The following is a 26763-nucleotide window of genomic DNA, read 5'->3' on the forward strand; positions in this document are numbered from 1 at the left end:
TAGTCTGCATTAGTCCGAAAGCGGTCGACTGCCGGCAGGTAAATAAAAACTCGGCAAAAGAATTCCCGTGAGGGCGAAGACCGGTTGGAAAAGAAGGGGGAACCGGTGCATCGCAACCTGGACGTGGGTCAGCTCCGCACGCTGGTCACCATCATGCGCACGGGCGGCTTCCGGCGGGCGGCGCAGGCCCTGTCCCTCACCCAGCCCGCCGTCAGCCAGCACATACGGCGCCTTGAGTCGCTATTGGGCGGCCCCGTGTTCGCCAGTACCGGTCGCCGTCTGGAACTCACATCCGGGGGGCGGGAGCTGTACCACTACGCCTGCCGCCTCATCGCCCTCAACGACGAGGCCACTGCCCGGATCACCGCCGAGCGCCCGATCGGCGTCGGCATCGGCGTCTCCCCGTTCCTCGAAGAAGCCCTGCCGGAATTCCTCGCCGTCATGATGAACCTGATGCCGTGGACTCGACCGACCGTCCACACCGACCTGAGCGAACCGCTGGCGGCCCGCGTGACGGCCGGCGAACTCGACATCGCCCTAGTCCTGCGCCACCCTCATGAACCCGGATCCCGGTCAGTCGGCTCGGTGTCTCTCGCCTGGTACGGCAGCACCCCGTCACCCGCGTCCGGTTCCGTACCGATCGCGCTTTGTGGTGAGCCGTGCAGCCTGCGCCGGCAGGTCCTTGCCGTCCTCACCGCCCAGGACCAGCCCTGGCACCTCGCCTATGAGGGCCCCGATGTCCCCGGTCTTCGGGCCGCGGTCGCCGCCGGGCTGGGCCTGACCTGTCTGCCCGCCCACAGTCCCGATACGAGGACCCTGCCTCGGCTGCTCCCCGAGGCGCTGCCACCACTGCCCACCCCCGGCCCTCTGCCGGTGTCCCTCACCCTCGCACCGACCGCGAGCGCACCGCTGGTGGAGGCGGCCTTCTTCGCCGCCCGGCACGTGCTGCGCCCTTACCTCAGCACCGAACCCGCGCCCGTCCCAGTCTGCCCACCGTTGTTGGCGGCACCGTGAGACGTCCGGTGCGGCCCGGGCTCCCGGCCGGGCTGTCACCCGAACACCGTTCCACCGGATCCGCTGAGTCGGCCGGGAGATCTGCGCTATGCCGGAGGGATGAGGTATCCCGATGGCGGAGGGCTGACAGCTGAGGAGCGCATTCGGCGTGAGCGGGTCCGGTTGGCGGCCGCCGATCTGATGGAGGCCGGGGCCGGGGCCGGTGACCGGGAGGTCGCCCGGCAGTTCGGGGTGACCCGGATGTCGGCGAACCGCCGGCGGTGGGCGCTGGCCGCGGGCGGTCGGCAGGCCCTGGTCTCCAAGGGCCCCGGTGGTGCCCGCTGCAAGCCGGATGCCGGTCAACTGTGGGTGCTGGAGGCGGTGCTGGATGCCGGCCCGGCCGCCGCCGGCTGGAGCGACCAGTGCTGGGCTTCGCCAGGATCGCCGAGGTCGTGCACCGCCGGTTCGGCATCATGTACACCCTGACCGGGCTGGATCTGCTGCTGCACCGCATCGGCCAGGTGCTCCCCGAGCCGTAGCCCAGCTCCTGGGGCAGGAACTCCTAGGGGATCGCGGTGTACAGCACGCACAGGATCCTGTTGAGCACCCGCCGGTCATCCAGCTGTGTGCGCCCCGGGTACCGAGTGCGCCACTCGATCATCGGCGGCAGCGGAGCGACCCGCTCCCCCAGCCCGTCCTCGACTTCCCACGGTCTGCGCTCCCCCATGCCACACCCCACCATCCACGGGATCCAAGCACAACACCAGCCGACGGCCTGTCATATCAAGGCGCAAGCGGCTCATTTTGCCAGGAAGTAGTTGCACTTCCAGAACTCTCCAATCGATGCAGAGTGGGCCGGGCGCCCTCGGCGACGCCCGTCGCCATCGCTGTTCGGCGGAGCGGAACCTTGGCGGCCGATTCGCCGGAACCCCACCTGCCGGTCTTGACCGCTGGCAAGACCGGCAGCGCGGGCGCGTGTTGCCGCCGATCTCCAGCTAATGGCCCTAGTACGCGCTCAACTTCGGAGTCGGGGCTGAGCGAAACCGCTGGCCAACGTGCATTCCGGCACCGACTCGGCCGGCGCCACCACCGTCGTGGCGGTCGCCGCCGCATTCCGGCTCGCTGACGTAGTGCCTCTATCGCGCCTCGCGCCCTCCTCATTCGCTGGCCATCGGCGACCAATGACTGCGGACCGCGCGGCCCAGCCCGGACGACATGGCGCCCTCCACTCCGAAGCGGACCGCATGGCGGGGGCTGCCACTCGGGCGTCTACTGCTCGGCGCGGACGCGGACTTGCAGGCCGCGGAGTTCGCGCCGGGGGAAAGCCCACGTTGCGAGCGCATCGCAGAGCCGGCCGGCATGTCCGCCCTCGGTGAGACGCTCTCGGAACTCGGACAGCACGCTGTGATGGAAGCCAGGATCGTCGAACTCCAGCGCGAGGGCGTATGTGAAGTCGTTGCGGCAGCGAACCACCTCCGCGGCACCAGCTCGGGCTCGCTCTTCTTCGGGAAGGGGGTGTCTTCATCACCCCCGTGCCCTTGGCCCCGGCGGCAAGGTCCGTCGCACCGCCGGAGGGCCATGGCGGCGGCATCATGCCACTGCCGAAGCCAGCAAGCCCGGGACGTCTATGGAGCCGGTGGCAGTGTGAGTTGCTGTTGCTGCCGGCCGATCTCAGAGATACGCGGTCAGCGCGGCAGCAGTGGCCGGGTGGCGCAGATAGGATGCCACCCGATGGAAGTCGATCATATGAATGTTGGCTTCGGTATCGTGGTCGATTCCGTCGAATCGTGTGCTGAGCCATCGGGGGATGGCGACGATGTCACCCGCGTCCGCGAAGTTGATCCAGCGCGTGACGCCGGGCGGGCGGCTGCCACGGGCGCCTACCGGGGCGGGCATGAGCCGTTCGAACACCACTGACGGTATGCCCAGTGGCGAGCCGAGGGTGAGCAGCAAGTCGACCTGGAGCGCCGGTTGCGACCAGAGCGCTTCGTAGGCGACGACCGAACCGAGCGAGTGAGCGATGACTATCTGCGGCCGGTGTTCGGCTATCGCGTTGGCGACCTCGGCGCGTGCGGCCTGTCGCTCCGGCGATGTCGGCTGGCCGAGGTAGGTGTGCACCTCACGGCAGAACACGGCGACGAACGCGGACATGGCCTTCTCGGATATCCCGCCTCGCCGGGCCAGCCAAGCGACCGCCTGCCGGACCGGCAGTGTGAGACGCCCCTGCCGTACGGCGGTGCTGTCGACCTCAGCGACGAGGGCGGCCAGGATCTCCAGTTCCATCGGTGACAGGCCGCCGATGTCCGTTTCGGTGCCCTGCCGCCCGTTGGAGTGCAGATGGTGGGCGTAGTACGCGATCCGCAGATCCATTGCCGTCGTGCGTGTCCCGAGACCATGGGCCAGCGAAGTGCCCCAGGCGTGAGCGAGTTTGTCGGCGGCCTCGGCGGAGCGCAGCCCGGGAATATGGTTGCCCACGCCGTGGACCCCCGTGATTCTGGTCATCGGGAACCGACCCAGGTCAGGCGTGAGAGATCGAAGGCGGCAACCTCGCGGCGGTAGCCGACAGCCAGCAGTCCGCGTGGATGCACCGCGAGACATTTGATCCATCCGCCGGGCAGGAGTGTCTGGCCGAGGACCGTTCCGCCGGCGAGGTCGTAGACGCGCAGCACACCGTCCTGTGTGCCTGTGACGACGATCGGACGGCCGTCCACGACCCCGGCGGCCAGCGCGGAAACGAACCCCTGCGCATGCTGTGGTGACATGACATGCTTCCCGGTCCGTGCGTCCCAGGCGCGGAGGTTGCCCCCGTTTCCCGCGCAGACCACGACGGGAGTGTCGGCGTGGTCGAGCGTCGCCAGGTAGTTCGCGCTCGACCAGCCGTCGTAGCCGGTGAGCACCTGGCCGGTAGGGCTTCCGGTCGCGATGTCATGCAACACGATCCTCCTGGTTTCCCGGTCGTCATCGGTGACGACGGTGGCGAGGATGGGGCGGCCGTCCACCGTCAGGGCACAGGGTGACGCCCCGGAAACGGATCCTTCGAAGCTGAATTCGCGGAGCAGACGGCAAGTCCAAAGATCCCACACGCGAGCCTGGTTCTCCCAATGAGTGCTGATGATGATCTGCCGGTCCTGCGACGGAAGGCAGGACACGGAATACGCCCATGCCCTGTCGGCTTCGCCACCGCCACGCAGCGAGCCCAGAAAGCGTCCGGTCGCCAGGTCGTGCAGCCCGATCGATTCGCGTGGGCTGCCGGTGATCGCGATGTCCCTGCCGTTGAGCCGGGTGAACGCGAACGAGGTGATCCGGAGCCGGCCGTGCGCCATGGACGGTCCGTACGGACGGCCGGTATAGGCGTCATGCTTGTGGATGTCACCGAGATGACCGCCGCTGAGTACCAGGTGACGTCCGCCCGTTTCGGTGATGGCGATCGACTCCACGCCGATCTCGTGCCCGGGAACGGGATCGCCGATCCGGGTGCCGGCCGGCCAGAGGTCGGCCACCCAGACGGTGTCCTGGTGGGCGCAGGCAACGACCACGGGACGGTCGTCTATCCGAGTACAGAGGATGTCGTTGGCCGATCCCGTGGCCGGTTCGAACTGGATCGGTTCCTGTACGGCCTCGCCGGTGCGCAGGTCCCGGACGGTGACATCGCCGAAGCCGCCTCCGACGACGACGTAGTCCTTGCCGTCGATCGATGTGCAGGCGAGGGCGTGGACCCCCTCAGGGTGTTCCACCGGCCTTGCTCGCAACTCGGCGGTGAACGGGTCCCGGACCATGATCACGCCGGGATGACGGGTGCCACCCACCTGATGTACCTGGCTCGCCGTGACCACGACGGGCCGTCCGTCGAGTCGCCCGACGGTGCCGACCACATCGGACTGGTGACCACCGAACTCGGGCCCGATGAACCCGCCCGTGCGGAGATCGAGCACCAGACAGACGCCGTCGTGATAGCCACACACCAGGACCGGGCGATCCCCGAGTTCGCCGACCTGGAGCGAGGACACAAAGGCGGGCCGGGGCGTGTGTGTGCGCACCAGTCGTCCGGTTTCCAGGTCGCGGACCACAATGGCCGAGTCACCCTCGCCCACTGCGAAGACTGGACGTCCGTCAAGTGTGGCGCAGGCGAGTCGCCTGTTCACCGCCTGAGTGACGTGGCGAAGCAGCACCTCGCCGGTGTGCAGCGACCACACCCAGACCTGTCCGCTGTGCAGGGTGACCATGACCGGCTTCCCGGCAAGCTCACTGACCGCGATCGCGGAGCCCCCGGCGCCGGCGCCGGCCGTCATCGGTGGCATGACGTGTTCACCGGTGCGGATGTCCCGCACACGGATGACGGCCTTGTCGCCCTTCTGGTCGGTACCGGTGCTGAGCAGCACCTGCCTGCCGTCGACCACGGCGGTGGCCAGCGAGTAGACGTGGAAGTCGTTGTCGTGGCGGAGCGCCACGCGGAGCGCCGGTTTGAGGTCGGATCCGGTGGAGAAGGTCGGCCGTAGGACGGGGGGTGGTCCGTCCGGCGGGTTGTTGAACCGCTCCGCCATGGCGCCTGCGCCGAACCTTGCGCTGTTGAGAGCGAGGATCTGCCGCCGGGTCGAGGCATCGGTCGGCCCGAGATCCTTGATCGCCGCGCGGTAGACGGTCGCCAGGAGTACTGCTGTTCGCGACTTCGCCCTCGTCAGCTCGGGGATGAGCGTGGCGGGATCGGCGTAGACCAGGAATTCGGGATCGGTCAGCAACTCGTCGAGCCGGTCGTCCTCGACCGCGTGTTGCACGATGTGGCGGAGCAGGTACGGCTCCGCGTCCGACCAGGCCCGCACGCCGCCGGCGGCGCAACGGACCTGCCCGAGCAGGACGTCCACGACTACGGCGGTGTCGCTGGGGCTCATGTCGCCAAAACCGCGCTGTCGACCGGCCGGGCTCGCAGGTACTCGGCAAGCCCCTCGTGGAACAGCCGGAACACGCTGTTGCCTGCGATGTCAGCGGACTGACGCAAGAAGAACCGCCCTTCCCCAAGGGCTTTGCGAACATCCCGCATGGACGGCTGCCCCAGGTCCATGCCGGTGGCGTAAAGCGGGGCGAGCGCGCGGATCAGGGTCGGGGGCATACCCTCGCCGCGGGCGTGCGCCACGGCCGCCAGCACCGGCCGCAGCCAGGGAGCGCCGGTCGGCTGGCGGAGTGACATCTCAAGAACGGCGGGAAGCGTCGTGGGAATGACCGAAGCCAGCCGGTCCACGGCCGCGTGCTCGGTGATGCGGGGAAACGTGCGGATCAGATAGTCGGTGAACAGGGACGCGATGAGGTAGCCGCCCCAACGTTCCTCGCCGGGCCCGCTGGGCTGGGCCAGCACCTCGGCGATCCGCTCGGCGAGCGGGGTGACGAACCGCTGGCCGTCGATGGAGCCGTACCAGTCGCTGGCGGGCAGCACACGTTCCACATAGGTCCGCAGGCCGGACCGGATCTCGTCAACGGGTGTCTCGTCGAGGTCCAGGATGGATCCGCCGGCCTGTCGGGTCGCGGCCTGGAGCGCACCGAACTCCCGCCAGGGCCGCATCCCGACCAGCAACCGGCACGCGCCCTCGCCATCCGGTCGATGGGCGGAGGCCAACGGCACCAGCAGTCGGGCACAGAGGTCACCGGCGTTCAGCGCTTCGTCGAGCGCGTCGATGACGATCACCGGGGGTTTGTCCGCGCGGACAACGGCAGTCAGGAGGTCCGGCACCGAGCGGGCCCCGAAGGACAGTTGAGCGGCGATGGACTCGACGACCGCGTCGACGGACGCCTGCCGGGCATGCACGGCGGCCAGGTGCGGGTTGGCCGACGGGGCGGGCAGGTGCCCCCAGACTTCCTCGGTTGGGCTGCGCAACACCGGATGAGCCGCGCAGACGAGCACGCCGAGCACCGCGGACTTCCCCACGCCCGGACTGCCCGTCACGATCCTCGGTGACGCGGTTCCGGCGCCGTTCATCCACGCGGACAGCTCGGTGAGTTCACGTCGCCGCCCCTGGAACACACCGGGACGCCGGCCTGCGTCCCGCCGGCCTGCGGCACGATCGCGAAAATGCCGGGCGTCGACCAGGTGGTCCAGTTCGCGGACGAACTCGGCGAGACGATCGGCGACATCGACCAGGGCTTCGTCAAAGGCCGCTTGGCGGTGGTCCGGGTTGGTGAAGAACGGCAGGTGTAGCCGCGCGGCCTCCATCGTGTCGATCGGCGTGCCGGTCGGATCTTGGAACGGACGGGCATGGACATCCGGCCGGCCGCCGACCATGAGCTCACGGATGCGGGAGGTCACGGCGAGATAGGGGACGGCGGGCCTTGACGGGTGCGTCACGAAGTCACCGGCTGCCACCTCCCGCAGTGCGGTGACCACGGCCTGGCTGAACGAACAGTTGAAAGCGTCCTCGCCGGGTGCCGACGCGGCCAGTACCCAGCACCGGTTCGACGCCCGAAAGGGGCGTTTCAGCCACCGGGGCGCCGCCGCACCGCCGGACCGGCAGAAATCGAGGAGGAAAAGGGTCTGTGGACTGTCACCGGCGGCACCGGCAACCGACCGCAGCCAGACATCGACATCGGACAACTCATGGCGTTGTCCGTCAGCGCCCACAGCGTGGACCGTGTCCGTCTCCGGTGACTCGTCACCGTGGGTGATGACGTGGACGATCAACACATCGTCGGCTTCGCATTCGCGGATGACGGCGCATACAGCCGCGCCCAGCTCGCCCGAACCCGGCGACGCGTCACCGGTCAACAGCGTCACGCGATAGCCAAGGTCTTCCAGCGCAGCCGAGACCTGCGCAGCCCAATCATCAGCACCGGGGATCGGCCGCCAACGGACCTGACCGATGTATTCCTCGTCCACCCAGTCCGATTCTGCCGCAGAAGCAGCCGGCGCAGCGATGAAATCGGCGATACCAACGATCAAGGCTCGACGCACACCCAAGCGCAGCGCACCCCCCGCCATCAACGGACTACTGAGCGTGCGGGAGCCTACCATCGTCTCGCGACAGCCCAGAGGCGAGTGCGGAATCGGCAGGAACACCGGCAGCTCCCGCTCGTCGATCAACTCCCGGATCGTGCAGGCGATATGGGAGGCCCAACGCCCCCGGCCCGCTGATCCACTGAAGCCGGCACGCGGCCGCGACCTGGCCACCGCCGTGATCGTGATCGCCGTCTTCCATCGCCGACCACGACGACTGCGGTGCCGGCAAGCCGAGTCGCCGGGACATCTTCAGGGTGGCGACCGCAGTGTCGGGTGGAGCCGTGCTCGGCCTCTCCGTGCCGACCACGGCTGTAGCTGCCGGGCGAGGGCCGCATGCCACCAGGACCCTGGTCGGGGCGATTCGATGGGACGCCTGGGTGGGCGGAGAATCTCACTACGGCGGCGGGCAAGTCTGCGCAACTGCGGAGTTCCCCCGAGTCAGCGGCGGCGATGGCTCACACGTTCTCCGCGCAGGAACGTGCCGTCACCGTGCAGTGGCAGCGGAAGGAGACGGACGCAGGCAAGGGATCCCTCGCAAGCCTGGGCGGCGGTTCGTCCGTCGCCGTCGACCTGGCCACCCGAGGCGACGCCGGCACCAAGGAACCCCCTGAAAAGGCTGCACCATGTGTCGATGTCTTCGTGGACGCTCCCCTTGCGACCTCTACATCGACGACGTCAGTGTACGGGTGACCGAGTCGGTCAATAGCGATGCGACGCTCCAGGGCGTCATGGATCAGGAGATCCAATACGCCAAGAGGGCCGGAATCGACTACTGGGCTTTCCTTTATTATCCGCAGCAACCGCTGGCACGAGCCAGAGAGTTGTACCTTTCCAGTGAACACAGGAGTGATGTCAACTGGTGCGCCATCTTGGATGGCAACTTCACCGGCAGCTATGCCACGAATCTTCCACACCTCGTGGCGCAGTTCAGTGACCCGAGCTACCAGCGAGTGCTCGGCGGACGGCCACTCGTGTACTTCTTCATTACTGCAACGGCGGACTGGGTCGCACAGATGAGGGCCGCTTGTTCACAGGCCGGGCTACCAGATCCGTACATCGTGGCCATGGCGTGGACCGCACAGAGCGCAGCCACCATCAAGACTGCCGTGGGCGCCGATGCGGTGAGCCGCTATGCAACTGGAGAGCAAAATGGCCACCCGTATTCTCAACTCGCCGACGCGGAAACCAGCCTGTGGGATCAGTACGCCACTGCGGCAGGAGAAGTCATCCCGACCGTTTCGACCGGATGGGACAAGCGTCCACGGTATGACTACCCGCTTTCCCGAGCCGGTACCGGGCTGGAGTTCGGCGCAGGCTAGCCGCTTGGGCCGTAGCGCCCCGCCCACGGGCGGGTTGGCGGGTACAAGGTGCTGCCGCCTACCCTCCCGCCTGGTCAACACGGGACGTAGGCAAGCAGTCAGGCCCCCTGGGCAAGGCCGTCCGGTGAGCCAGGGTGCCCGGTATTCCCACCGTATGAGGGGCGCGGTCAAACCTGCGCCTGGCCTCCGTCGACGAACCAGTCGACGCCGTTGACGAAGCTGGAAGCGTCCGAGGCCAGGAACGTCGCCACGGCGGCGATCTCATCCGGGCGGCCGATCCTGCCGAGCGGCACCTCCGAGGCGAGCAGGTGGTCCGGGCCCACGGCGCCGATCAGGCCCGGGGTCTCGGTCGGACCGGGGCTCAGCACGTTCACCCGGAACTTCCGTTCCTGCGCGCTGAGCGCCCAGCTGCGCACCAGGTTGCGCACCGCTGCCTTCGATGCGCCGTAGATTTCCAGGCCCGGTCCGGGGCGGAGGGCGTTGGTCGATCCCGTCACTACGATCGAGGCGCCGTCCGACAGCAGGGGCAGCGCCTTCTGTACGGTGAAGATCGTGCCCTTCACGTTCGTACCGAAGGTGGCGTCGATGGCTTCCTCTGTGATCTCGCCGAGACGCTGAGGGACAGCGCTGCCGGCGTTGGCGACAAGCACGTCGATGCGGCCCGCCTCCTCGCGTACGACCGAGTAGAGGTCATCGAGGTCCGTCTGTACCGAAACGTCCGTCCTCACACCGGTGGCCGCCGGCCCGATCTCGGCGACGGCCGCGTCGAGCGGCTCCTGACGGCGACCGGCCAGGAACACCCGTGCCCCCTCCGCGGCGAACCGCCTGGCGATGGCAAGCCCAATGCCGCTGCCGGCTCCGGTGACCACCGCCACCTTGCCTGCAAGTACTTCCGTCATACCGCGCCCACCCCTCAGTTCTCGACCGGTTCGTCCATAACGCTAACCCGTTATGGACGAACCAGTCAAGAATGGGTAAGCTGCCCCCATGGCACGACCCAGGAAGTTCGACGAGCAGCAGGTACTGGACACTGCCCGGGAGCGATTCTGGTCGGGTGGGTACGCCGCCACGCGCATGGACGACATCGCCGAGGCAACGGGGCTCGGCAAAGGGAGCCTGTACGGCGCGTTCGGCGGAAAGCAGGAACTGTTCCACCGCGTGTTCGACGATTACTGCGGCTCCGTCGTCGATGCAGTGAGCCGGCAGCTGCGCGGCAACGACGCAGACGCCTACGCGCGGCTGTCCGCCCACGTGTACGCGGTGGCGGCGGCGACTGCCGCAGACACCGCCCACCGCGGATGCCTGCTGGCCAAGGGCGCCGCCGAACTGGCCGAACACGACGAGACGGTGGCCAAGCGGGCGCGCGCGGCCATCGAGGCGCTCCAGGCGCTACTGGAGGGCGACATCGCAGCCTGTCAGCGCAATGGCGATATCGCCGCGGACGCGGATCCGGGAAAGCTGGCCGCGCTGGTGCTCGCCGTACTGCGCGGCATCGAAGCGCTGGGCAAGGCCGGAGCGAGCGAGGAGACGCTGACCGATATAGCCTCCACAGCCCTTGCCGTACTGCCCCGCCCCGCTCACTGAGCTTGTTCACTCTGGCCACCGATCCGGGGGATGGCCGAGGGTGCATGACAGACGAGGCGTGGTGGCGCGCGCACCTGTGTGAGCACGTCATGTCGGCGCAGATCGCCGCAGGGTTCGGCATCAGCGAGTCCACTGCTCACGCCCACACCACAGCGGTCACCGACCTGCTGGACGGCCTCCTCGCCGAGTGCGACCACGTCGGTGACGGGCGCTGCACCGGTGTCTCGCCCGAGACTACGAGGCGCCTTCGGCCGGTGGGGTGGTTTGCTTGGGAGCGGTCCTGGTGGGAGTGGCTGTGGCGCTGCTTGTCAGCGCGGCCGGAGTCTGTTCGGAGGGGTGCAGGGTGGCGGGGTCGGTTTCGAGGCCGGCGGCGGCAACGCCGGCCGATGTGCCCGGCGCCGGGTGAGGGACTTGGTGCGGGGGCTGCTGTCGGACCTGCCGCGCAAGAACTGCTGGTCGATCGCCGAGTGGGCCGGGGAGCCCACCCCGGACGACATGCAGCACCTGCGCGGCAACCCCAAGCTGCGGTCCGCGCTGGAGGAGCGCCAGGTCGGCTACGTGCTCTCCGTCGCCTGCTGTCATGAAGTCACCACCCGTGCGGGGAAGTTCCGCACCACAGGGTCAAACGCCCATCCCAGGTTGAAACGTCGGAAGGAGACGGCCTCTCAGGACACGATCAAGCGCTGCCCGGCCTGCGGGTCCCCATGTCGGCTTGCCGCCAGGAAGGCCCCGGTCTCCGTTCTGGCCCATCAGCATGAGGAACAGGCTTTTCAGGGCAGCCAGCCCGCGGGCGCGCCGGATCGTCGCCTCGTCCGCACGCGCGTACACGTCGAAGAACCGTGAGGCGCCGCCGACGGGAAGGATCACCCATGCGGCCGCGAGGTCCCACGCGGGATCGCCGGCGAACATGTCACCGAAATCGATCACGCCCGAGAGCGTCCCGTCCGAGACGACGACGTTGGCGGGATGCAGGTCACCGTGCACCCATACCGGCGGGCCATCCCACTCGGGGGCCGCGACGGCGTCATCCCAGACGGCCCGGACCTCATCGGCGATGCCGTCGAGTGCAACGGCATGAAAGAAGTGGTCGAAGCCGTCCGTGCACCTTTTGGGGTGGTCGCCGCGGTCCTTACTGATCGGCGCGTCAGCGGGCGCCTCCACGTGGAGCGCTCTGAGGAAGCCCGCCAGGGCATCGGCCGCGTGGTTACTGCGGCTGACCGAGGTGAAGTCCAGTGGTTCGCCGGGAACCCACGTCATGATGGTCCAGGGCTTCGGGAAGCGTGCGGACGGTTCACCGATCCGTACAGGGTTCGGGACCGGGAGCGGCAGCCGCGGGGCCAGGACGGGCAGCCACCGGCGCTCGTTGCGCTGGAGGTCCGGGGCCTGTTCTGTACGCGGCATGCGCACGGCCAGGTCGTCCCCAAGGCGCCACATCTGGTTGTCCCACCCGCCCACTACTTCGCGGGTGGCCAGCCCTGCAAGGTCCGGATGCTGCTCCTGCAGCAGGTCATGGACCAGGTCTGCGGTGATCTCGATCTCGGAGTCGGTCATGCGAAGCCACACTACTGGGGCTGAAGCGGTGACGGAGCGTCATACAAGGAGGACTTGGTTGCGTAGGAGAGGAAGGGTCGCCGCGTCCATACATATGCACACAGCCTTTCGCCCCGCCTCCGAACGACTGCAGGGCCCGGGCCGTGGCGGCGTCGGCAAGATGCTCCATGCAGTGGATGTCGCGCAGTAGCTCCTCGGCATCGTGGCGGGCCGGCATCGGCTCGGCGAGGAGCGGTTCGAGGCTGTGGCGCGCTTTGGCCAGGGCTCGGTACGCGACGCGTCGGTGCACGTGCCGTTCCTGGGACGGGGGCGGGCACGAAGTCTGGTCCAGGTACGAGGCAAGGGCGCGGACGGCGCGGATGACGGGCTCGCGGGTGTGGTGGCGGCGGGAAAGCGGCCAGAGCATATGGCCGGCCGTCACACAGATCGCGACGCCTGCCAGAGTGTCAGTGACGCGTTCGCCGACGAGGGTTGCCGCAGACACCCCAGAAAGGCTGAGCAGGACGAACACCACTGGTGCCACGACTGTGGTGAGCTGGCCGTAGCTGCGTGCCGAGGAGAACGGTACGAGGGCCGTCGCGACGACCGCGGCGGCGGCCAGGTCGATACGGTCGTGCACCAGGGACAGGAGGACGGTGGTCAGGAGAACACCGGCCAGGGTCCCCAACGTTCGGTGCAAGCCCCGTACGAGCACCGACCCCGCGTCCGGCTTGACCACGAGGGCCACTGTCAGCAGCAGCCAGTAGCCGCGGTGAGGATGCAACAGTTCGGCCGCCGCCACGGCGAGCCCGGCGCACAGGGCGACACGCAGACCGTAATCCAGGGCTGTGCGCCAGAACCCGTCCGCGCCGAACGGGGTGCTCTTGCGAATGCCCGGCCGGAGCAGACGCCTGCCGTCGACACCTGCTCGCCTGTGGCAAGCGGACACTCGCGCGTGCGCCGACGCCCCGCGCATGTGCCTTCGGCCTTCGTACCCTTGCTGCGCGTGCGGCTGCAGGCGTTGCTGAGCAGCGGTGTACGCGGAGGCCAGCAGTTCCAGGAGCGGGCTGTCTCCGGTGGCGCCCGACAGGTCACGCGGTTTCGGCTCGATTCTCCGACGCCGCGGTCGCCAAGGGGGACCGTTGCCGATCTGCAGGCGACACCCGACATCGGACGCGGCCGCGCGAAAGGGTTCGGGGACGGGTTCCGCCCCTGCGGTGAGAGCAGCGGCGGCCTCCGATGCAGTCCGTAGATCGTCCGCCAGCCCCAGCAACTGGCAGCGTCGGCAGCCGCCTGTGGTGTGAGCCTGCCCGCGTCGACAGTGCCAGACGTGGGGCAGGTCCTGCTCGACCGCGTTGAGCGCATCGGTGGCTGCCCGTCGCGCGGCAGCAGCCTCGGGGGTGCCGATGGCGCCGAGGAGTTGCGCCTGGGCGGCGTAGGCGCGCGCCAGGGAACGACGGGCGGGCCCATGCAGTCCGCGTACGGCGGGTGCGAGGGCGAGCAGAAGCACAGGAGCGGCCCCGCACAGAAGAAGGACCGCAGGCTGCCACCAAGAGGCTGTCCGGCCCGGGAGTCCCTGTCCCAGAGCAGCCATGACAAGCAGTTGCAGTCCGGCCGCGGATGCCGTGGGTCCGACGGTGCTGATCATGCCGGCACACAGCGCCACGGCGACGGTGACGGCGAGCGCGACGAAGGGCGTGGCGACGCGCAGTTGGAAGCCGACGGCAATCCCCATTGCTCCGCCGAGCACGGGGCAGGCGATGTGACGCACGCGGTCCCCGTAGCCGCGTTCGGTGTCGTTCGCCGAGGCGTACAGGCTGCCGACGGCCAGGGGGATCGTCACCTGGGGTTGCGCGAGGCAGAGGCCGGCGACAAGGGCAACAGCCATGCCGAGTGCGGCACGCAGGGTGGGGCCCCACGGGACGGGAGCGGGTCGAGAACGTACGAGATGCCCGGACCACTCGGCGGCGCCCTGAACGAGGCGGCGCAGTCTGTCGGGCGCAGACGTGATCACACAATCTCCAGATGAGCATGGCGTCCGCAGTGCGCTGAAGGGGGCACCGGCAAGCGCCCGGGAGCCGGTCCTGGGTCCGTGGTGGACCGGCTACCCGTTCTGTGGGCCCGTTTCAGCGGGCCGTCCAGCCGCCGTCGATGACGATGTCGGTGCCGGTCATGGCGGCTGCCTGGGGACTGCACAGGAAGGCCACCGCCTCGGCCACCTCTTCGGGCTCGACGAGCCGCTTGAGAGCGGCAGACTCCAGAAGGACGGACTCCAGGACCTCGTCCTCGGTGATGTGGTGGGCGCGGGCCTGGTCGGCGATCTGCCGGTCCACCAGCGGGGTACGCACATAGCCGGGGTTGACGCAGTTGGAAGTGACGCCATGGGGGCCTCCCTCCAGCGCGACGACCTTGGACAGCCCTTCCAGACCGTGCTTGGCCGCCACATAGGCGCCCTTGAACTCGGAGGCGCGCAGTCCGTGTACCGACGAGATGTTGACGATGCGGCCCCACTGCTGCGCATACATGGCCGGCAGGACCTTGCGGATGATCCTGAACGGAGCCTCCAGCATGATGCGCAGCATCAGCGAGAACTTTGCCGGGTCGAACTCATGCACAGGTGCGACCTGCTGGATGCCGGCGCAGTTGACCACGATGTCGGCCTGCGGGATCAGGCGGTCGAGTGCGTCGAGATCGGACAGATCCGCGGTAATCGCTTCACCGCCGGTCTCGCTTGCGAGTTCCCGTACGGCCTGCTCGTTCAGGTCGAGACCGATGACGTGGGCGCCCGACCGTGCGAGCCGAACCGCGGTGGCCCGGCCGATGCCGCTGCCCGCGCCCGTGACGAGGGCCCGGCGGCCGGTGAGGTCGAAAGAAAGCGACGTACCGTTGACATCAGGGCGAGTGCTCACTGAAGCACCTTTCGATGGAGAAGAAGTGTTCGCTCAGGGACGTTCGACTACGCCAGGTAGTCGTGTGCGATCTCGCCGCGCGGGAGCGTGAGGTCGGTCAGCACGTGCGTCGCCTTGACGATGTGGAGGACGGGGAGGTCGGCGAGCGGAGCAAGGGCGTGCTCGAACAGTTGCAGACGTGCCGGCCCCGTCCAGGCGCCCCGGACAGTCAGGTCGGTGATCTGGGAGCGCACCAGTTCGCAGATGCGAGGCGTGCCATCGCAGCCCGGAAGGATCTTCAGCATGTACGTGGGCGCGGCGATCTCCGCCCTCGCCTCCTGCTCGCTGAGCACGGCGTGTTTGAAGCCCATGGTCGCGGTGGCCACCCGGAGTGATCCATAGTTCAGGGTGCCGACCAGCGTGTCGGAGTCGGTGTACAGGCGCGGCTTGCCCAGCTTCTTGGGATACGCGCTCGCCTCGCGCCCCAGGGATATCGCGGGCCCGTTGTCCAGGTACATGCAGTGGATGTAGTCCGCTGGCTCGCCCTGATACCGGACCCGCAGCACCTGCCCGGACTCGGTGTAGTCCCCCAGACCGCTGCTGTCGGGCATCCGGATCACCTCGAACCGCACCAGCGGCTCATCGACCTCCAGCGGTTCGGGAACGACCGCCCGCATGGCGTCAGGGTCGGTGCGATAGGTGATGTTCAGGTACTCCCGGCTGACGAAGCGGTACGGGCCGTGCGGGTAGGCCGGTCCGCCCACGGGAGTGGAGGAGGTGTGGAGGATGGTGCCGATGTCCATGGAATCGCCTGTTCATGCTGCGCGATCTTGTCTGGTGCCGGGCGGTCTCGCGCCGCAGGCCGTCCGACTTTCTCTCCTTCGACGCTAGGCACCGACCGGCCGGTGACGGAAATGCGCGACCCTCGGGTTTTATACAGTGGACGTATGAATGTGGAACTCCGGGACCTGCGCTGGTTCCTGGTCCTGGCGGAAGAAGAGCACTTCTCCCGCGCCGCAGACAGATGCAGGGTCACCCAGCCCACATTGACCCGGTCTTTGGCCCGCCTGGAAACGGCACTGGGGGTCCGCCTGGTCGACCGGACCACCCGAAGTATGAGCCTGACCGAAGCAGGTCACCAGCTGCGTACGGAGATGGCCGCACTGCTCCCGCAACTGGACTCCGCACTGCGGTCGGTGCGCTCCCGTCCGGTCCTGCGCCTGGGCTTCACCTGGCTGTTGCCCAGCGGTCTGGCGCGGCGACTCATCACCGAGTTCGAGCAGGTGACCGGGGGAACGCTGGAACTCGTCCGGCGCGACGACCGCACGGCCGGCGTGGGCACCGGGCACACGGACGCCGCGGTGATCTACGGCAAACCGGCCTCCGGCGGTCGCCTCCACATCGTCGAACTCGGCACCGAGGACCGCGTGGTGGCAGTCGGCCGCCACCATCCCCTCGCACGCCGAAGGCGCCTGCACTGGGCGGAACTCGCCGATCACGCCCTGGTGGTCAACAAGCTCAGCGGCACGGTCGGCCCTGCCATGTGGCCGGCCGCCTCAAGACCCGAGGTGGCCGTCGCCTGCCACACATACGACGAATGGATCGAGATGGTCGCAGCGGACCGAGGATTCGGAGTCCTCCCGCAGTCCGCACGCGCCCACCCCCACCCCGGCGTCCGCTACATCGCCATCGCCGACGCACCACCGGTCCCTCTGGTCTTCATCCAGCCCGCCCGGGGCCCCCATCCCCTGACCGATCGGCTGGAGCGCATCGCCCGCGCCGCGGCCAGCCGATCCGCCCGGCTTACGGACGCAGCTACTCCAGCAAGAAAGCGATGACGCCCGGAGCCACGGCAGAGACCGTGGGTGGCACGTCGAAGGTGCGGTAGGCCCTGCGCAGTTCGGTGATCTCCGGCGCAGCACACTAGCGGGTGGTCGTGCCCGCATACTCCGGCTCGGCCTTGGCCGTCAGGCTGCCGCGCTTGCCGGCGAACCAGCCGATCGTCAGCAGCACGGCCCAGCCGACGCCGACGTAGAGCGAGACCCGGCCATCGGGGTCCACCGCCGTAAGCACCGTGACGAAGGCGAGGAAGGCCAGCGCGATCCAGCTGCACACCGTGCCGCCCGGGGCCGGGAAGCCCGACGCCGGGAGCTGGCCCTTGACGACCTTGGCGCGGTAGCGGATGTGGCTGATGAGGATCATCGACCAGGTCCAGATCGCCGCAGCGGTCGCCACCGACATGACGTATCCGAACGCCTTCTCCGGGACCAGATAGTTCAGCACCACGCCGATCGACATCACGATCACCGAGACGGTGATGCCCGCCGCCGGAACCTTGCGCGGGTTGAGCTTGCCGAAGACCTTCGGTGCCTCGGAGTTGGCGGCCAGGTCGCGCAGCATGCGTCCGGTGGAGTACATGCCCGAGTTGCAGGAGGACAGGGCCGCGGTCAGCACCACGAAGTTCACGATGCCGGCCGCCAGCGGGATGCCGATCTTGCCGAAGGCCGCCACGAACGGGCTGACGCCGTCGCCGAACTCGGTCCACGTCACGACCGAGAGGATCACGATCAGCGAACCGACGTAGAAGACGATGATGCGCCAGGGCAGGGTGTTGATGGCCTTGGGGAGGGTCTTCTCCGGGTTCTCCGACTCACCCGCCGTGATGCCGACCAGCTCGACCGCGAGGTAGGCGAACATGACCCCCTGCAGCGTCATCAAGCTGGAGCCGATACCGTTCGGGAAAATGCCGTCGTGCGACCAGAGGTTGGAGACGGACGCGGTGTCGCCGGCCTGCGAGAAGCCCAGGGTCAGCACGCCGATACCGATGACGATCATGCCGATGATGGCCGTCACCTTGACCATCGAGAACCAGAACTCCAGCTCACCGAAGATCTTCACGGAAATCAGGTTGACGCCGAAGAGCAGCACGAGGAAGGCGAGGGCGCTGCTCCACTGCGGGATGTCGGGGAACCAGTAGTTGATGTAGATCGCCGCGGCGGTCAGCTCGGTCATGCCGGTGACGGCCCACATCAGCCAGTACGTCCAGCCGGTCACGTAACCGAAGAACGGGCCGAGGAACTCGCGGGCGTACTCCGCGAAGGAACCCGAGACCGGGCGGTACAGAAGCAGCTCACCGAGCGCCCGCATGATGAAGAAGACGACCACGCCCGCGAGCGCGTACATCAGGACAAGGCTGGTGCCGGCCTTCTCGATGTTCTTGCCGGCTCCCAGGAAGAGCCCGACGCCGATCGCGCCGCCGATGGCGATCATCTGCACCTGGCGGCTGCCGAGCCCGCGCTCGTAGCCCTCTGCGGAGGCGTCAGCGGCTGCCGCCTCCGGGACCTTCGGTGTGGTCATGTTCGCACCTTTCCTCGTGCAGGTGACACCGTGTTCACACGCTCCATGGACAAGCTCCGGCTCTTTCGTGATGCGGATGATCGGGGGCGCCGGTCCCGTCGATACCGTGGACGGGACCGGCGGGCACCGGTCGGTCAGAGTGCGCCCTTGATCGCGTAGCCACCTGCGATCTTGACGGTGACCACGGTCTTGCCGTCCTCGAAGGGGTCCTTGTCGTCGACGATGAGGACGAAGGAGCGTTCTTCGTCCTGACCGGCGATCCGGCCTCGGCCGGTGATGCTCGCCCAGCCGTCGGCCACCTGGAGCTTGCCCAGCCGGGTGCCGGCGAAGGTGATGTGGTGGTCGGGTGAGTTGAGCACGAGATGACCGGTGGTGTCACCGTCGTGTCCCCGCGCATGGAAACTGATCTGGGCGTGCCGCCAACCGGAGGTCTGCTGCAGGGGAACCAATCGGCCGTTCGCCGACGCCCGGACCCTGTCGGAGCCGGTTTCACGTCGGCTGATCATGTTCCCGTCGCGCCGAAGGACCTTGCCGGCCCGCGCGTCGGTCAGCCTGCCGTGGGTCAACGCCAGTTTCCCGTTGATGATCACGTGCTCGACGCCTTGCGCGTACTGCTTCGGCTTGTCGAAAGTCGCGCGGTCGACGATGGTGTCCGGGTCGAACACGGTGACATCCGCCGCCATGCCTTCGGCGATGTACCCGCGGTCGACCATGCCGATGAGCGTGGCGGGCAGCCCGGTCATCTTCCGGACAGCCGTCTCCAGGTCGATGACACCGCGCTCGCGCACGTAGCGGCCCAGGACTCGCGGGTTGGTGCCGTAGTGGCGTGGGTGGGTCGTGGCATCCGTCGTGGTTCCGCCGTCGGAGGCGACCGCGACCAAGGGATGCTGCATGATGCGCTCGATGTCCGCCTCGTCACCGAACGTGTAGATCGTGCTCGTCCAGTCCTTCTCCTTCTCGATGATCCGCATGGTTGCCTCGCCGGGGCTGACGCCCATCTCCGTGGCGACGTCGGCCAGCGTGCGCTGCTCGTCGACCAGGCTGACGTTCTTGGCCTCGCCGACCTTGATGCGCAAAAGCTCCTCGATCTGCTGCGCAATGCGTGGTCGCAGTTCGGGGTCGGCGAAACGCTCCAGGTATGCGTCACGACCGCCGTCGAGCACCGACCGCGGGACGATCCAGGTGAGGTCCGTCATCGCGGCCGGGTAGGGGTACTGGTCCATGGCCGCATAGGTGCCGCGCGCGTTGGTCTGGTCAAGCAGCGCAAGGGTCTTGCGGGACTGGCCCCAGCACACATGCATGATCTTGTGGTGGGTGATGATCGGCACCAGGCCGGCTCTCTCACCGATCCTGAGGTGCTCGGCGACCGCATCGACGACGTCCTTGTCCTCGTTGCGGATGTGACTGGGTGTGTTGGTCCGCCAGTGGCGTGCCGCGCTGAGGATCTTGATTACCTCGTCGGTATCGGAGTTGTGCTGCGGCATGTAGTCGAGGCCGAGGGCGACACCCCAGGCGCCATCGCGCAGGCCTGACACCACAAACCCCTTCATAGCCCGGATCTCGTCCTGAGTGGCGCGCCGGTCCCTCTCCCCGACGGCCCCTCTCCACGCCGCATCGAAGGCCACATAGGCCCCCACGTTGTGGCCGAGACCGGCATCTTCCACCGATGACAGTTCAGCGATCGGATACTCCTCGAACCCGTCGGGGTTGAGGAGCGCGGTGGTCACACCCTGGCGTAGGGCGCCCTCGGCGACCGGCAGGTCACTCGGGCTCGGGTGTGTGTGCAGGTCGATGAAGCCGGGAGCGACGACGAGCCCGGTGGCGTCGATCTTCACCGAGGCCGAGGCGTAGGAGAGGTCACCTATTCTCGCGATCGTGCCGTCCTTGATGCCGACGTCCGCGATATAGCGGGCTCGCCCTGTGCCGTCGACGACGGTCCCTCCGATCAGGGCGATGTCGAGCTTCGCCGCCGCGGTGCTGCCTGAATCGGCCTGTGCCGTACCGGATACCGCAGCGGTGACACCGGTAACGGCTGCCGACAGCAGCAGTCCTCTCCGGCTCCAGTGCTGGGCGTCAGTCATGTGTTCTCACTCCTTGGTGGGCCTGGGTGTTGACGGCACCGAAGTCCCCGGATGGCGCGGGTGACGGTGCTCGGGTGGAACCTTCCTGAGGGTTGGGCTCGGTGGCTCCGGCGATGTCGATGGTGGTCGAGTTCTGTCACCGGAGGGGGTCGACGGCACGCAGCTCGCGAGGTGTTCGACCAGAGACGATCTGCTGTGCCAGGAGTTTCCCTGTGACGGGGCCGAGGGTGATGCCCCACATGCCGTGGCCTCCCGCCACGAACACACGCGGGTGACGTGTCCGCCCGATGAGCGGAAGACCGTCCGTGGTGCAGGGCCGGGAACCCACCCACTCATCGCTGCGGTCGTCGAGATGAAGCCCGTCGAGAAGCTGCTCGACGGCCGTCGTCATGGCGGCGATGCGCCGCCGGTCCAGGGGCGCGTCGGCCGGTCGGAACTCCATCATCCCGGCGACTCGGAGTCGGTCCCCGAGAGGTGTGCAGGCGAGACGCTCGGCCGGAAAGTAGACCGGGCCATCGGGAAGTTTCTCGGTCTTGACCGAGAAACTGTATCCGCGGCCGGCCTGGACGATTCGCCTCACACCGAAGGGGCGGACCGTCGCGTTCAGCTGGGCGCCCGTCGCCAGGGTGACGGCGTCATACCGTGCTCCGCCGACCCGGGCTCCGTCCTCACTTACGGCGACCCGTGCCACCTCCGCACCCTCGCGCAGCACTCCGCCGCGTGAGACGACCGCCTCTGCGAGCGCCCTGACGAAAGCGCCCGGATCGATGAACCGCTGGCCCTTGAGCGCCACGGCGCAGCTGATCCTGCCGGAGAGGGCGGGCACGGCCGCGATCGCGTCGTCGGCGTCGAGCAGATCGAAGTCAACCGGCTGTCCCGCTGCCTGAATGTGCTCCAATTCCTCCAGGATGGCTTGGCGCGACCGCTCCCCGCGAAAGGCGATGGTGAAGGGCTCGGCCGGCCTGGACGTTACCTTGAGGCCCGTGGCTTCGATCTCCGCGAAGGCTTCCAGAGCCGCACGGTTCAGCGGGGCGAGCGCCGCCATCGCCCGATCCCAGCGCCCCTGCGTGCTGTTGCCGACGAAACCAGCGAGGAAACGGAGAAGACGCGGACTTGCCGAGGGCGGCACGTACACCGGGGAAGAGGGCTCAAGCACGGCGCGCAGCCCGTACTTGAGCACTTCAGGGCCGGGCAGCGGGGTCGCCATGCCGGGTGTCAGCCAACCAGCGTTGCCCCAACTGGAACCCGAGGCCACCCGCGCACGGTCGAGGACCGTCACCTCGACGCCGTACTCCTGCAGATACCAAGCCGTGCAGAGTCCCACCATGCCCGCGCCGACGACGGCCACACGCCGCGGGACGCCGTCACTCATCACCTTTGACATGGCCCCCATGGTGGGGTGAGCCCCATCACAATTGAATGTTGAATCCCAACACTCTCAGTTCATTGGATTGTTCCGGGAGTACATTCGTGCAGCATGATCACCGCGCATCGCATCTTCGAGGGCTTTGGCCCGGGGGTAGCCACGACGCTGGTTGTGGGACGGCCGGTGGAGGTGACTGGGCTTCACGTGTACGGCGACCCGGCCGGCCCGACAGCAGACGGCGCGCTCGTTCTCGCCACCGGAGCCCTCACGGCAGAGACCCAGATCCAGGTGGTCGTCAGCGCCGCCGAACGGCAGGCGGCGGGTGTGGTGCTGCGGGCGCCCGTCGCTGATCACGTGTGTGAGTGGGCCGCCGATATCCCCCTCGCGTTGGGTGAGTTGGCCGATGATGTCAGCTGGGTACAGTTCATTTCGATGGCTGATGCCATGCTCCAACAAGTCAACGCACCACTCGACAACGCCGACGACGCGCACCAACGGATCTTCCGGCTCAGTGACGACGTCGCCGAGCTGCTCGCCGCCCCGATCACGGTGGAGGATGTCCGGAGTCAAGTGGTGGCCTACTCGGCTTTTGGAGAGACCGCCGACCAGGCACGTATGGACAGCATCCTGGGACGCGCGGTGCCAGACAAGGTCGTGACACAGCTGCGCGCAGCAGGCACCTTCCGCCGCCTTGCAACGAGCCTTGAGCCGTTCAAGGTTGAAATCGAGGATCCCAGCTTCCTGACGCGTCTCGTTGTCCCGATCCGCGTCGGCCCCGAGGTCATCGGCTCGATCTGGGCAATCCACAACGGTGAGCTGACACCGCAGAAGCGGAAACGTCTTGTCGACATGGCACGTTCCTTGGGATTGCTGCTCGTCCGGCTGCGTGCGCACGAAGAACTCTCCAGCCGCTATACAGCGGACCGGATCCGTGAGGCGTTCCGCAGACCCGCTGACAGCTCCTCGACCGAGCCCCTGATCCTGCCCGCTCCAGAGGTCCGGGTGGCGGCGCTGGGGCGCTTGAACGGCACGAGCGCACAGAATGATCTCGCTCTATGGCGCACCGTTTTCCGACGTCACGCTTGGGCCGATCCGATCCTCACCGACTTGGAGGGGCTGGTGTTCGCGCTCCTCACCGACGGTAACGGACCGGGTAGCTGGAGCTGGGCTCGCTCCCTGAGCTTGAACGGGCGTATCGGGCAGGTCGGCGCGAGTCGACCTACCTCTTCGGCAGCGGCTCTCCCTGCCAGGAACCGGGAGGCCCTCGAAGTGCTGGGCACCGGCGTGGCGCTGGAGCGCCCAGCCGTCAGCTACGAAGAGGTGTGGGCTCAATTGGTCATCCGTCGCAACCACGCCAACCTGCCTTGTGACCTGATCCACGACCTCAGCAGGCTGGACGACAAAGGCCGCGATCGGCAGGCGTTGGCCGCTACCTTGCTGATCTGGCTGATGAACTGGGGCGACTACAACCGTGCCGCGCAAGTCCTGCGGCTCCACCCCAATACCGTGCGACAGCGCATGCGCCGGATCGAGCATCTTCTCCGCAGCGTGGACCTATCAGATCCGGAGCAGCGACTGGCCGTAACCCTGGTGCTGCAGGCACATCTCCATCGTGACGAGCCAGTCCGAAGGGGACCGGACAGCACGGTCGCAGGCTGATGCTCATGCGACTTGCTTGCATGTGCCAGCCGCACTCCGGGCCGCCGAAGAACAGTGCAGTTCACACGATGACAGCGCGTTGCACCCGTCGACACCATGGCTCCATCCCGTAGCGCCGCCAGACATCGGTGGATTCACCGGAAGGACGATGACGTGGAGATCGGCAGTCCTCACGAGGTCAACAGCCGCCCGCCCCGGGCTCACGACGCACCCGCGCTCGCGGAGGCTCGAATCGATCTTGCAGCGATCCGGGCCAACGCAGCTCGGCTGCGTGACGCGGCAGGTTCCGCCGCAGTCATGGCCGTGGTGAAAGCCGACGGCTACGGGCACGGCATGGTCCCTTGCGCCCGCGCGGCACTGGCCGGCGGCGCAACCTGGATCGGTGTCGCACGGATGCACGAGGCATTGGCACTGCGCGCAGCGGGCATCAGGAGCCGGATCCTCGCCTGGCTGCTGGCCCCCGGCGACGACTGGGCCTCCGCCGTTGCCGCCGGAATCGAACTGTCGGCCGCGGACCCCTGGGCAGTCGAGGCCGCGACCCGGGCCGCACTGACTGCGGGCCGACCGGGCCTGCTGCACCTGAAGATCGACACGGGGCTTGGCCGCGGCGGTGCCTCCCCCGCGCACTGGCGCGCCCTGCTGGAGTCGGCTTCACGCGCGGAAGCGTCCGGGCATGTCCGCGTCGTCGGGATCTGGTCGCATCTCGCTCACGCCGATTCCCCAGGCCACCCCGAATGCGACCGGCAGGTGGGGCGCTTCCGTGACGCGGTCGAGCTGGCGCGGAAGACGGGCATGAGCCCTGAAGTCCTCCACCTGGCCAACTCGGCGGCCACGCTCAACCTTCCGCAGACCCACTTCGACCTCGTGCGCACCGGGCTCGCGCTCTTCGGGCTGAGCCCAGTGCCGGAGGTGTCCGTGCCGACGGCCCTGGGGCTGCGCCCGGCGATGACGCTCACCGCCCGACTGGTCTCCGTCAAGCGTGTCCCCGCCGGGCACGGCGTCTCCTACGGCCACCGCTACCACACCGTCCGTGAGACAACGCTCGGTCTGGTCCCGTTGGGGTATGCCGACGGCGTACCCCGGCACGCCTCGGGTACCGGTCCGCTCCTCGCCGTCGGCCGCCGGCGCACGGTGGCAGGCACGGTCTGCATGGACCAGTTCGTCGTCGACCTCGGCGACGACACTGCCGCAGCCGGCGACGAGATCGTGCTCTTCGGCCCCGGAGACAGCGGCGAGCCCGGCGCCGAGGACTGGGCACGTGCCGCAGGAACCATTTCCTATGAGATCGTCACGCGCATCGGCGCACGTGTACCACGCACGTACGCCAGTGGCTCCGGCTCGAAAGAACGCTGATGCGGACCGCATACGCGCTCGCGCAGCGCCGGGCTGACGCCGTGGGTGCTGCGGAGCACCTTCGACACGTCGAAGTGGACACGTCTGCGTGCCGTGGCACGAGCCGGGGGCCGAAGACGCGGGTCTCGTGGACGTGTTCGTCGCTGGCTTCGTTCTCGTCCATGAGCAGCTGTACGGCGGTACGGCCCAGGTCTTCCACCGGCTGCCGGATGGTGGTCAGGGGGACGGCCGCCGGCGTCGCGACGTCCAGATCGCCGTAACCGACCACCTGCACGTCGCCGGGGACACGGATACCGCGTTCCGCCAGCCCCTGGCACACGCCCACCGCGAGAAAGTCGTTCGTGCAGAACACCGAGTCCGGGAGAGTGCTCAGGTCGCGGGCGATGGCGGCGCCCGCGGCGACCGTCATCTGTCCGGCGACGGCCTGGTCGAGCCGGGCTCCGCGACGGCTACGGATCGCCTGGCGGGCGCCCTGGTAGCGATCGGCGCACTGCCTGATACCGCGGCCGCCGGTGACGTCGTCGACGGCGACCGAACAGCCCTCCTGCGGCGGCAACTTCCGGTCGGTCAGGACCAGCGGGACACCACGCCGGCGCAGCCTGGTCAGGCGGTCCGGGTCGGCTCCGAGGGGGACGACGACGACACCGACCGCGCGCTGCTCGGCGAGCATGTCGAAGTAGTCGCGCTCCCGGCCGGGGTGATCGCCGCTGTCGCACAAAACAAGCGAGAAGCCGTGCTCGTACGCCGCCTCGGCCGCACCCCGGGCGATGCGTGCGTAGAAGGAGTTCACGATGTCCGGGAGGACGAGCCCGATCGAGGACGCGCGACCGTTGCGCAGGCCGGCCGGCCCCCCGGGTGCGGTACGTAGTCGAGGTCGGCGATCACGGACCGAACACGGTCGGCAGTGCGGGCGTTGACGCGCTCGGGTCGGTTGAGGACGTTGGAGACCGTGGATACGGAGACGCCTGCCGCGGCCGCGACATCCTGGATACGCGCGGGGGGCCTGGTGGTCGTCACGCCCCTCATCCTCCGATCACCTCGGTCTCAGCGGCCTGTGCCGTCTCCGCCGGTGGCGGTGCGGTCATGACAGTGACCGGGCCCAGCAGACCCGAGACCAGCTGGGAGGGAAAAATCCAGGCGGTGGGGGTGGCCTCGCTGAAGTGCGGGGCCAGCGTGTTGTACACCGTCACGTCGATGCGTACCGTGCGGCCGGCCGTGCCCGGCAGCGGGAAGCGGTACGGGGCGCAGAAGGCCTCGCCTGTCTTCTCGCCGTCGACGGCCACCTCGACGGAGCCGCGTACCCGGCCGAGGTCGAGCACGGGCGTCACCGCCGGGTCGGAGCCGGGCGGGATCGTCACCGTACGGGAGCAGCGCAGCCCTCCGCTCCAGCCGGCGTGGAATCGGCGGCGAGCGGCACGAACGACTCGGTGCCGGAATGATCCTGGAAGCGTAAGCAATGGGCCGATGTCCAGTGGAGTCTGAATTGGTCTCTCCCAGCACTCACTGCTCACCGACCGTCTACCCAAGGGCTGGTGCGTCAGGCAGGGGCGCCCGCGACCCCTTGGGTTCTAGGAGTCGTTGCAACACCCCAGTTCAAGGGGTGCGATGGACTTCGAGATCCGTAAGGACCGGACAAGGCCTCAGGGCAGGAAGA

23 protein-coding genes and 2 pseudogenes are annotated in these 26763 nt (G+C 68.2%); 9 read left to right on the plus strand and 16 right to left on the minus strand.

Going from position 1 to position 26763, the window contains the following annotated elements:
• The first annotated feature begins 105 nt into the window (after positions 1-105).
• Both ACFYTE_RS33900 and ACFYTE_RS33905 read left to right on the plus strand, forming a co-directional pair.
• The gene (locus ACFYTE_RS33900; protein WP_388718922.1) at positions 106-1014 is read left to right on the plus strand and encodes a LysR family transcriptional regulator; all 909 of its coding nucleotides are present in this window, start codon (positions 106-108) and stop codon (positions 1012-1014) included.
• 401 nt (positions 1015-1415) lie between these two features.
• Positions 1416-1532 (plus strand): winged helix-turn-helix domain-containing protein, encoded by a 117-nt coding sequence (locus ACFYTE_RS33905; protein ID WP_388718924.1) that lies wholly within the window; start codon positions 1416-1418, stop codon positions 1530-1532.
• Between the two features lie 23 nt (positions 1533-1555).
• Here the strand turns inward: ACFYTE_RS33905 and ACFYTE_RS33910 are convergent, their stop codons facing one another.
• From ACFYTE_RS33910 to ACFYTE_RS33930, 5 genes are all read right to left on the minus strand, one after another.
• Positions 1556-1720 (minus strand): hypothetical protein, encoded by a 165-nt coding sequence (locus ACFYTE_RS33910; RefSeq protein WP_388718926.1) that lies wholly within the window; start codon positions 1718-1720, stop codon positions 1556-1558.
• A 542-nt stretch (positions 1721-2262) separates the two neighbouring features.
• Positions 2263-2466 carry a transposase gene (locus ACFYTE_RS33915; protein ID WP_388718928.1) on the minus strand — a complete coding sequence of 68 codons (204 nt, stop codon included), beginning with the start codon at positions 2464-2466 and terminating at the stop codon, positions 2263-2265.
• Between the two features lie 198 nt (positions 2467-2664).
• Positions 2665-3495 (minus strand): hypothetical protein, encoded by an 831-nt coding sequence (locus tag ACFYTE_RS33920; protein WP_388718930.1) that lies wholly within the window; start codon positions 3493-3495, stop codon positions 2665-2667.
• Positions 3492-5879, minus strand: a complete 2388-nt coding sequence (locus ACFYTE_RS33925) for a WD40 repeat domain-containing protein (protein WP_388718932.1) — start codon at positions 5877-5879, stop codon at positions 3492-3494. The genes ACFYTE_RS33920 and ACFYTE_RS33925 overlap by 4 nt, the downstream gene beginning before the upstream one ends.
• Entirely contained in the window at positions 5876-8056 is a 2181-nt protein-coding gene (locus tag ACFYTE_RS33930; RefSeq protein WP_388718934.1) for a hypothetical protein, read from the minus strand. The genes ACFYTE_RS33925 and ACFYTE_RS33930 overlap by 4 nt, the downstream gene beginning before the upstream one ends.
• Positions 8057-8658: 602 nt before the next feature.
• On the opposite strand from ACFYTE_RS33930, the gene ACFYTE_RS33935 reads away from it, so the two are divergent.
• Positions 8659-9291: a hypothetical protein gene (locus tag ACFYTE_RS33935; protein WP_388718936.1), complete on the plus strand. Its 633-nt coding sequence runs from the start codon at positions 8659-8661 to the stop codon at positions 9289-9291.
• A 167-nt stretch (positions 9292-9458) separates the two neighbouring features.
• Here the strand turns inward: ACFYTE_RS33935 and ACFYTE_RS33940 are convergent, their stop codons facing one another.
• Entirely contained in the window at positions 9459-10190 is a 732-nt protein-coding gene (locus ACFYTE_RS33940; protein ID WP_388718937.1) for an SDR family NAD(P)-dependent oxidoreductase, read from the minus strand.
• A gap of 88 nt (positions 10191-10278) precedes the next feature.
• Here ACFYTE_RS33940 and ACFYTE_RS33945 point away from each other — a divergent pair, with 88 nt between their 5' ends.
• The 3 genes and pseudogenes from ACFYTE_RS33945 to ACFYTE_RS33955 all read left to right on the plus strand — a co-directional run.
• Complete coding sequence (locus ACFYTE_RS33945; protein ID WP_388718939.1) at positions 10279-10875, plus strand: TetR/AcrR family transcriptional regulator; 597 nt, start codon at positions 10279-10281, stop codon at positions 10873-10875.
• Between the two features lie 71 nt (positions 10876-10946).
• Positions 10947-11087, plus strand: a pseudogene (locus ACFYTE_RS33950) (transposase family protein); the annotation flags it as partial.
• Between the two features lie 124 nt (positions 11088-11211).
• Positions 11212-11430 (plus strand): annotated as a pseudogene (locus tag ACFYTE_RS33955) (hypothetical protein); the annotation flags it as partial.
• A gap of 66 nt (positions 11431-11496) precedes the next feature.
• On the opposite strand, the gene ACFYTE_RS33960 reads toward ACFYTE_RS33955, so the two are convergent.
• The 4 genes from ACFYTE_RS33960 to ACFYTE_RS33975 all read right to left on the minus strand — a co-directional run bounded on the left by ACFYTE_RS33960 (position 11497) and on the right by ACFYTE_RS33975 (position 16096).
• On the minus strand, positions 11497-12426 hold the full coding sequence (locus ACFYTE_RS33960; protein ID WP_388718940.1) for an aminoglycoside phosphotransferase family protein: 930 nt from the start codon (positions 12424-12426) through the stop codon (positions 11497-11499).
• Positions 12383-14293, minus strand: coding sequence for an FUSC family protein (locus ACFYTE_RS33965; RefSeq protein WP_388718942.1), 1911 nt, complete (start codon positions 14291-14293; stop codon positions 12383-12385). Before ACFYTE_RS33965 ends, ACFYTE_RS33960 begins: the two co-directional genes overlap by 44 nt.
• A 238-nt stretch (positions 14294-14531) precedes the next feature.
• A complete protein-coding gene (locus tag ACFYTE_RS33970) occupies positions 14532-15314 on the minus strand; it encodes a 3-hydroxybutyrate dehydrogenase (protein WP_388718944.1) in 783 nt (260 codons plus the stop codon).
• A gap of 47 nt (positions 15315-15361) precedes the next feature.
• A complete protein-coding gene (locus ACFYTE_RS33975) occupies positions 15362-16096 on the minus strand; it encodes an acetoacetate decarboxylase (RefSeq protein ID WP_388718946.1) in 735 nt (244 codons plus the stop codon).
• A 144-nt stretch (positions 16097-16240) separates the two neighbouring features.
• On the opposite strand from ACFYTE_RS33975, the gene ACFYTE_RS33980 reads away from it, so the two are divergent.
• Positions 16241-17131 carry a LysR family transcriptional regulator gene (locus ACFYTE_RS33980; RefSeq protein ID WP_388718948.1) on the plus strand — a complete coding sequence of 297 codons (891 nt, stop codon included), beginning with the start codon at positions 16241-16243 and terminating at the stop codon, positions 17129-17131.
• 85 nt (positions 17132-17216) lie between these two features.
• Here ACFYTE_RS33980 and ACFYTE_RS33985 read toward each other — a convergent pair whose 3' ends face one another.
• The 3 genes from ACFYTE_RS33985 to ACFYTE_RS33995 form a co-directional block, all read right to left on the minus strand.
• A complete protein-coding gene (locus ACFYTE_RS33985; RefSeq protein ID WP_388718950.1) occupies positions 17217-18650 on the minus strand; it encodes an amino acid permease in 1434 nt (477 codons plus the stop codon).
• Positions 18651-18784: 134 nt separating this feature from the next.
• Complete coding sequence (locus ACFYTE_RS33990) at positions 18785-20731, minus strand: amidohydrolase family protein (protein WP_388718952.1); 1947 nt, start codon at positions 20729-20731, stop codon at positions 18785-18787.
• A 136-nt stretch (positions 20732-20867) separates the two neighbouring features.
• Positions 20868-22124 carry an NAD(P)/FAD-dependent oxidoreductase gene (locus ACFYTE_RS33995; protein WP_388718954.1) on the minus strand — a complete coding sequence of 419 codons (1257 nt, stop codon included), beginning with the start codon at positions 22122-22124 and terminating at the stop codon, positions 20868-20870.
• A gap of 84 nt (positions 22125-22208) precedes the next feature.
• Here ACFYTE_RS33995 and ACFYTE_RS34000 point away from each other — a divergent pair, with 84 nt between their 5' ends.
• A complete protein-coding gene (locus tag ACFYTE_RS34000) occupies positions 22209-23756 on the plus strand; it encodes a PucR family transcriptional regulator (RefSeq protein WP_388718956.1) in 1548 nt (515 codons plus the stop codon).
• Between the two features lie 159 nt (positions 23757-23915).
• Positions 23916-25109, plus strand: coding sequence for an alanine racemase (gene alr, locus ACFYTE_RS34005; protein ID WP_388718972.1), 1194 nt, complete (start codon positions 23916-23918; stop codon positions 25107-25109).
• Here alr and ACFYTE_RS34010 read toward each other — a convergent pair.
• Genes ACFYTE_RS34010 through ACFYTE_RS34020 form a run of 3 tightly spaced genes read right to left on the minus strand, consistent with a single transcriptional unit; the run spans position 25045 to position 26467 of the window.
• On the minus strand, positions 25045-25899 hold the full coding sequence (locus ACFYTE_RS34010) for a substrate-binding domain-containing protein (RefSeq protein ID WP_388718958.1): 855 nt from the start codon (positions 25897-25899) through the stop codon (positions 25045-25047). The two genes, alr and ACFYTE_RS34010, sit on opposite strands and share 65 nt — an antisense overlap.
• Positions 25896-26135: a LacI family DNA-binding transcriptional regulator gene (locus ACFYTE_RS34015; protein ID WP_388718960.1), complete on the minus strand. Its 240-nt coding sequence runs from the start codon at positions 26133-26135 to the stop codon at positions 25896-25898. The genes ACFYTE_RS34010 and ACFYTE_RS34015 overlap by 4 nt, the downstream gene beginning before the upstream one ends.
• Positions 26132-26467 (minus strand): hypothetical protein, encoded by a 336-nt coding sequence (locus ACFYTE_RS34020; RefSeq protein WP_388718962.1) that lies wholly within the window; start codon positions 26465-26467, stop codon positions 26132-26134. The genes ACFYTE_RS34015 and ACFYTE_RS34020 overlap by 4 nt, the downstream gene beginning before the upstream one ends.
• Positions 26468-26763 lie beyond the last annotated feature (296 nt).

It is taken from the genome of Streptomyces sp. NPDC004629 (genome assembly GCF_042873595.1).
Lineage (GTDB): Bacteria > Actinomycetota > Actinomycetes > Streptomycetales > Streptomycetaceae > Streptomyces.